General features: G+C 54.5%; 1 protein-coding gene. It reads right to left on the bottom strand.

Annotated elements, in window-relative coordinates:
- Positions 1-389 (bottom strand): cobalamin biosynthesis protein CobD/CbiB (locus QWI17_RS05025; RefSeq protein ID WP_302721412.1); only part of this gene is annotated, 389 nt, incomplete at both ends.

Below are 389 nucleotides of genomic sequence, written 5' to 3'. Positions count from 1 at the left end.
GAAGCAGGCTTAATGACACCAAGCGCATTGCCCGCTGAAGATCATCCACTTTAGGCAACGAACCCGTACCCAAATAGGGTTTATCCTGCCAGACACCCTGATAACGCGTAGGCCCTCCCAGCAATACACCCAGGCCGCCTGCGCCTGCGGCAATGACCGGCCCGCCATTAGGACTCGCATGTGCAGCTGCCTGTGTTTTCCAACACCTAAGGGCATTAGTCGCATCAGATAAAACGGCATAACTCAAAGCGGTGCAACGGGCGGGGAGATAATTCAACCCATCATCCAACTTAGCCGCCGCCCAGCCAAAATGGCAGTAACGCTCTGTACGATACCCCCACATAGCATCCAGTGTATTCACTAAACGGTAGAAGACAATCCCCGGCGCA

Source organism: Gilvimarinus gilvus (assembly GCF_030518155.1).
Taxonomy (GTDB): Bacteria; Pseudomonadota; Gammaproteobacteria; order Pseudomonadales; family Cellvibrionaceae; genus Gilvimarinus; species Gilvimarinus gilvus.
The sequence above is the reverse complement of the archived record's forward strand: the minus strand, read 5'-3'. Positions and strand labels throughout refer to the sequence as shown.